Annotated in this window: 6 protein-coding genes and 1 pseudogene; 3 read left to right on the top strand and 4 right to left on the bottom strand. The window is 44.7% G+C overall.

Translation table 11 applies throughout. From position 1 onward, the window contains the following. Positions 1-11: 11 nt before the first annotated feature. Together ACOGW3_RS08875 and ACOGW3_RS08870 are read left to right on the top strand one after the other, a co-directional pair. Entirely contained in the window at positions 12-1,301 is a 1,290-nt protein-coding gene (locus ACOGW3_RS08875; RefSeq protein ID WP_419902643.1) for a hypothetical protein, read from the top strand. A 231-nt stretch (positions 1,302-1,532) separates the two neighbouring features. Further along, on the top strand, positions 1,533-2,762 hold the full coding sequence (locus ACOGW3_RS08870; RefSeq protein WP_419902642.1) for a hypothetical protein: 1,230 nt from the start codon (positions 1,533-1,535) through the stop codon (positions 2,760-2,762). A 6-nt stretch (positions 2,763-2,768) separates the two neighbouring features. Here ACOGW3_RS08870 and ACOGW3_RS08865 read toward each other — a convergent pair. The 4 genes and pseudogenes from ACOGW3_RS08865 to ACOGW3_RS08850 all read right to left on the bottom strand — a co-directional run. After that, positions 2,769-3,056: pseudogene (locus ACOGW3_RS08865) on the bottom strand (transposase); the annotation flags it as partial. A gap of 86 nt (positions 3,057-3,142) precedes the next feature. After that, positions 3,143-3,955 carry an IS21-like element helper ATPase IstB gene (gene istB, locus ACOGW3_RS08860; RefSeq protein ID WP_419901088.1) on the bottom strand — a complete coding sequence of 271 codons (813 nt, stop codon included), beginning with the start codon at positions 3,953-3,955 and terminating at the stop codon, positions 3,143-3,145. Continuing rightward, entirely contained in the window at positions 3,952-5,460 is a 1,509-nt protein-coding gene (gene istA / locus ACOGW3_RS08855; RefSeq protein WP_419902641.1) for an IS21 family transposase, read from the bottom strand. The genes istB and istA overlap by 4 nt, the downstream gene beginning before the upstream one ends. 123 nt (positions 5,461-5,583) lie before the next feature. Then, on the bottom strand, positions 5,584-6,582 hold the full coding sequence (locus tag ACOGW3_RS08850) for an ISL3 family transposase (protein ID WP_419902640.1): 999 nt from the start codon (positions 6,580-6,582) through the stop codon (positions 5,584-5,586). Between ACOGW3_RS08850 and ACOGW3_RS08845 the strand changes: the two genes are divergently transcribed. Beyond that, the gene (locus ACOGW3_RS08845) at positions 6,569-6,709 is read left to right on the top strand and encodes a hypothetical protein (RefSeq protein ID WP_419902639.1); all 141 of its coding nucleotides are present in this window, start codon (positions 6,569-6,571) and stop codon (positions 6,707-6,709) included. The genes ACOGW3_RS08850 and ACOGW3_RS08845 overlap by 14 nt on opposite strands. The last annotated feature ends 7 nt before the right edge of the window (positions 6,710-6,716 follow it).

Raw genomic sequence — 6,716 nt, 5'->3', positions numbered from 1 at the left:
TGGAGATCGTAATGAGTAAACTAAAATCGTTATTATGGAGTGCGAGCGCATTAACTATTGGCATGAGCACAATGTTCGTAACTATCACTCACGCAGCATCAAGTGGGAATTCTGAATACGTTCAGAATGTGGATCTAAGTTTCCCGGGATTGGCGGCGGTCATTCACGTTAAAAACACTTCGGTAAATAAATTGGCCAGCCAAGTTAAATTACAAGTACAAGAATCATCCATTAAGATTCAAGCCAATGGATTTGTACAGTGTGGTAATGATAAACAGATCGATTTTAAAGAGGCTAAAATTTACTTTGGTCCTCTAAGTATGTTTGTTGAAGATATCAATGATAATGCGGCGCTTTATAAAAGTAATTACAATGTTAGTAATAAAACTCGAATTGGTCTGGGGAAATGGGTTACCGAAGGAACCAACGGTGATGAGACATTTACCGTTCCTTTGAATCAAATTAAAAATGGCCATCCGGCGTTACGTGTTGATGCGCTGGAAGAAATCAATAAAAAATTACAAGTACATCTACAAGGTGGTGGAACGAAGGCAGATTTTTACAAAAAAAATCAGGAAATTGTGTTGCAGAGACCTGTCTCTGTGGCTGGATGGTGCTCGAAATACGTTTCACCAGGCTTTACTCCATCTAAGGCTGGTTTTGAAACTCAAAACTTCACTATTCAAGTGAAATATGAAGGTGATCCTGACATTACGGACAAACCAATTTTAAATGCACAATTAGGTGGAAACTTACCTAATCAATTAAATCAAAATTTACCACTCCAGTTATCCAAGGCGGATTTTCAACCGAATATGCCGCATCATATTGGAAAATGCTTACCAGATTCAAATCCTAAAATTCGTGTAAATTACAGTGGTACTGGTAAAGGTAGCATTCGATTTAAAATTGGTGAGGAAGAGGGGAATTTTGTGATCTTCACTTCTAATCAAACGAGCTATAATTCGGCAGATCAAATGAATAGATTTCTTGATTTCAATTATCCGTTGATTGAAAAAATGGATCAAGATCAATTTAAATGGTGGAAAACTATTAATAAGACATACAACCACTCGCTTACAATTAAAGCGCAAATTAAAGATCAAAACAGCGATAATTATGGAGCGTGGAAAGATTATGGAACGGCAATTTTCAAGCATCGCTGTACGCCACAAGTGAATATTATTACCTCTCCTGGTTTAGGTGGTTATCAAGGCCAGGAAGATACAAATAAACCAACTATGAAACCTGTTTTGGGGATGAAGCCGACCAGAGGTCCGCTTGTAAAAAAGACCCGGTAGGCAATCAGCCCAAACGTTTGCGGGCACCCGTTACAAATTAATCTAACAAGTAGTGATCTTTGGTAGTAGGGTAAAATTTGAGCTCTGCTACCAAAGTATTCAGGTGCAATCATAGTCTGATGTATGGGCTCTGATACAATTGATACGTTAGATTTCTTGTCCTGATTACCCGTTAATATAATCTATCCAGGTAGCGAGGCTGAAGAGTTTCGACTTTGGGGGTGTTGGAACGTGTTAATATCAAACAGTTTAAATCTTATATCCAAACTAAGGGGCTGTCTGATCACTCTTGGTTTGCCTTTTTGTTTCTCATCACCGGTACTTGCGGACTGGTCTGCGGGATTTACGCCACCTGATACCACAGAAACACAATTGTTCATTGATCTACCAGATGATCTGGACATCGTTACCTTAACGACACTTGGTATTGAACTAGATGGCATCGATGTCACTTCACTGCTATCCCTAGAGGGAACTGATTTTATCTATAAACCTCCCCACGCATTGAGTGAGGGGGAACATGTTGTAAAATTAATTGTTCTAAATCCCGATGGTTCTTCTTTGGAGAAACAGCAGTGGTCCTTTGCTATTGCCACTTCAAGTTCTCCTGGTCTGGAGAACTTGACTGAAGATACTACAGAGATTGAAATGGCTGAAAGGCTGCTTCGTTCGGCTTATTTTCGAGCAGACACGTTGACTGAATTCAGCAGGCGCATTGCTAAACAAAACATAGGTGATGGGACTAACGAGGCAGTATTATCGGGAAGTGGAGATGTTAACGCGGGGTTTGCTTCTGGAAAGTGGACGATAGATGGACATTCGAACTATCTCGTTCAAAGCGACGTGGATCATGCACAGACTAATCATCCTGTTGATATCGGTGAGTATGACATTTCCGCAAATTATTCCGGGGAAACTGTTGAGGGCGGTTTTACTCTTGGGCATCATGATACAGGACTGGAAAGCTTACTCGTATCCAATTTTTATAGGCGTGGTGTATCAGCACGCATTGGGACAAGTGACAGCAGGATTGCTGCGCAGGGCTTTGCCTTTGGGACGCAATCTGTATCTGGCGCGTCAGATTTCACAGGTCTAAACAATACCGAAGATCGCTTGAAAGGATTAAGCCTTACAGCAAAGCCATTTTCAACTGATATCGACGCTCTACAGTTAACAGGCATGTATTATGACGGGATGGGCGAGGGAAGTGGTATTGGTGTCTCTGACCTGGATAGTGTAGCGACTGGTTCCGGATGGGGATTTATCATGGATAAAGGATTTGGCCAGCAACGAACCCGGCTGAAAGCCCAGTATGCACATGCTTTGTTCGATCAAGATGGCGATGATGGAGATGCGCCAAAAGATGGCAGTGATGCGGTAGCTATCTCTTTGGAACATCGTTTGTTCGAGGAAGGTCCTGTATTTCTTGATGATACATTTGGCACTTCTCCGCTTTGTTGAGTAGATTTAGGATTTCAAATAGAGCATAGATTGATTATCTGGAATGGATGATTGTCTAATTTTGAGTTTGAAGTATTCGGTATCCTTGATGCCTCTGGCTCGCTTACGGATCATTCCTATACTGACATTACCAGCCTCTATCCTGGCGCTTGTGAGCTTGTGTTTGGCGTAGTTGCAGATGCCCACACAATGTTTCCGTAGGGATTTCGCGAACTTTTTTAGATAGAGCATCTGTGACTGATCTGCTATCAGGCACCAACGTTCCAGTTGCTCCGCCATCGCCTCAAATGAAGCGGCACTCCATGTAGAGCGTCAACCACTTTGTCCGGTTGCGTCAACCACCTTGGCCGCTTTTGATGCGGCTGTGATCTGACGTTTATTTACGATGCTTCAGGCATATTTTTCACCTTTTTGTTTGTGGTTTTCCGCAACATTTTTTTGAGATTTTGGGCGGCTTCCCATTGTCTGTAGCTGTCGATATTCATCTCAAGAATGGTTGAGTGGTGAACAAGACGATCGATTGCTGCAACGGTCATGGCCTTATCTTGAAAAATATTGTCCCATCCGCTAAAAGGTTGATTGGCAGCAATTGCAATACTTCGGTACTCATATCGTCTGGCGATCAATTCAAAGAGCACGGATGTTTCAGATATATCCCTTTGTGCATAGGTAATATCATCGAGAATGATGAGATCAAATTTATCGAGTTTTGCGAGGGCGTTTTCGAGCATAAGTTCACGTCTGGCAGCCTGGAGTTTTTGCACCAGATCACTGGTTTGCGTATAGAGCACACGGTATCCAGCCTCTATAAGAGCATAACCTACGGCGCATAGGAGATGAGTTTTTCCTCCCCCTGAATTTCCAATGGCAATCAGATTTGCTCTTGCGTCAATCCAGTCACCGGCAGACAAGGCTTCGACCTGCGCCTTTTTCACGTTAGGCAGCCGCTTGAAGTTAAAAGTGGCCAGAGTTTTTCCGCCCAGCAGGTTTGATGCGTTGAGATGGCGTTGAATGCGTCGCGTGTCCCTTTCGGCCAATTCATATTCGGCCAAAACGGCAAGGAACCTGGCTGCTGACCAGCCCTCCTTGTCGGATTGGATTGCGATATCTTGCCAGTGTTTGTGAAAGCTGGGTAATCGTAAGTCAGTTAGCATAAGAGGCAGCTTGTGCTGATCCACTTCAATGTTTGTCATGCCCGATCCTCCAACAGAGTATCAAAGACTGATAATGAAGGTTGAACCACGGGAATATCAGGAGGTAAATCCGTGTTCTTTTTTGTGATATTCAGCTTAAGTTTTTTTGCGCAAGGTAGCCTTCCTGCATTGATTTCTCTCGAAATCAGGTGCGCGACTTCGGCCTCACAAGCCTCTTCGTGCGCAAGGAAAAGTATCCCAACCATCTGACGACACGCATCTCTGCGGGACAACTTTTTCTGAAACAATGTCCAGGCCAGGGAGTACTCGGTTCTTGGAAAAATACTGTCACGATAAATAGAATTGGCGAGTGCCTGAGGTTTACGTTTGAGAGCATGAATGACGTGATGATAATTGATAACATGAATGCGGGGGCCTTTGCCGTGCCCCCGCTCACGAGAATGGCTGACGACATGAGTGCTGCCTAGATAGGCTTCTATCCGGTTATCGTAAATATGGACACGCAAGCGTTGACCAATTAGGCGAGAAGGGGCGCTATAAAAAACCTGCTTAACTAAAAAACCACTTGTTTTGGTAACTCTCGACACGACTTCAGTGTAATCTGTTGTTCGCCGAGGAGGTAACGCCTTGAGAGATTTCAACTCTGTTTGGATATCTTGGTCACGATGTTTGTTCCGTCTAGCAATCAGCTCGTCCAAAAATCGCCGATACTCATCCAAAGTGTCAAAGTCATTACTGCCACGCAAAATCAGGGCCTGCTTTATCGCAGTCTTAAGGTGACCGTGGTGAGATTCAATGGCACCGTTCTCGTGTGATTCCCCTCTGTTATTTCGACTGGCCTCCATACCGTAGTGCTCAACAAAAGCAGAATAACGTTTGGTAATGTCCTCCTTTTCCTCAACGCTCAAATTCCGAAAGGCCGCAGACAGGCTGTCGGTCCGGTGGTTTTCAGGAGCGCCCCCCAAGGACCAAAGCGCATTTTGTAAGTTCTCCGCAAGGGCTGTAAAACTCTCACCGCCAAGTACGACCCCAACATGTTCCCATCGGCTATATACCAGAACAAAATGATAGAGCCGATGCACCAAAGGATCTCCTGCAATGGTAATACTTAAGTCGGCTGCATCCGTGAAATCTGATTGGCCCATGTAACCCGGCTCAGGTGTTTGCCTGAAAATGATATCCTTTTCAGGGCCATTCAGAGCCCGCCATCCCCGAACTCGGCGCTCTAACGTGCGCTTGACACGGTCATCGGGAAAACGGAGCGGATAGAGGCTCTGTATGTGGCGCAACAAAGTAATGGGTTTGACCGAGTTGTCTTTATCCAAAATGGGAAGGATGTCCTTATCCCAGATATCTTCAAGCGGATCAGAAACTGTTCGCCCTCGCTTTATATTGCGTTGTGACGGTAAAGTCGCATCAACGTCAAATCGGCGGGCCGTGCGTTCGCTAAACCCTGCGCGGGCAGCGGCGGTTCGTTGACCATGAGTTTTTATATCTGTCATGTAAAGTCTCAGTTGTTCATCTGTGATAAATTTATACGGCAAACAGGTTCCTCCAATTACATCTAGAGGTTCCTAATTTATCAACTCACAGCAGCTTGTAACTAACACCAAATTAAGCCTTGGCCGGTGGATCTGATTATCAAACGGGCACGCCCTTTTTAATGATCAGATCCACCGGCCAAGGTGGTTGTCGCAACCGGCCAAGGTTATTGTCGCTGAACAACTCCACAGCAGCTGAAGCTGTTCTTTCAAGACGTAAAGTGCATTCAGGTTGCTATTGCTCTCCAGCAACCTTTGCAGCTTGTCACTTTGTTTTTCACTCAACTTATCCGCATTTTTGAGCAACAGATAATGTGTCCCTTTCATCAACTCTTTACCACTTGGATCGGCCTTTCTGAACTCAAGTCGACGCTGATTATGGATAGCTTTGCTGTAGTTTTTCATGACGTGGAAACGGTCAAATACTATGTCGGCCAACGGCAAGGACTCTCTGACAGCCTTTTGGTAGGCAGGCCCCATATCCATCGCTACGGCCTTTATTTTGCAGGCTGTATCTGGTTGCAGTTGTTTCAAAAACCTTGAAAAAACCTCGGCAGTTCGGCCTGCTTCAACCCAGATCAGATGACCGCCAACCATATCGTAGACCACCGTCATGTAGTCATGACCTTTCGCCCGGGCAACTTCATCTACACCAATATATTCCAAGCCAGTTAGCTCTGCAGGATCAAGCGTAGGGAGAGTTTCAATAAGGTATGCCCTGTCGATATTCTTGACCGTTTCCCATCGTATATCCAAATGTCTGGAAACCGCTTGAATAGACATATGCCGACATAATCCACTGATCAGTCGGCAAAATCGGTGAGTGAAACGGCACCCTTTATCAACAAAATCACACCCCTCAATGCGGCGTTCGCCCTTGTTAATATAAACCTGCGCCAGCTCAATCTCGACCACACAAGGATACCCAAAAAGGGGGATGTCGTTTACTTGTCGGCGGACATGCTGGTTGATGCTTCCCTTCTGGCCTGTAGCAGGGTCTATAGCCCTCCTACGCGCGTCTCGGCTGCAGTGAATGACAATCTTAACACCGCCGTCATCCAGTTTAATTTCATTTACACGTTGCCCTTTGAGGCCTAAAATATGCTGCGAGATGTTGATTGTCATATACCTGCTCTATGTAAAGTTATCAGAAACCATACATATCAACAGGTTACTTGGCGGTCGGCATCTTTTTCTACTCAACAAAGCGGAGAAGTGCCGAGAAAGAACAAGTCGATATCGTCTTAAGTGATGTGAAA

This window comes from Kiloniella sp. (genome assembly GCF_965205715.1).
In the GTDB taxonomy this organism is placed as follows: domain Bacteria; phylum Pseudomonadota; class Alphaproteobacteria; order Kiloniellales; family Kiloniellaceae; genus Kiloniella.
The sequence above is the reverse complement of the archived record's forward strand: the minus strand, read 5'-3'. Positions and strand labels throughout refer to the sequence as shown.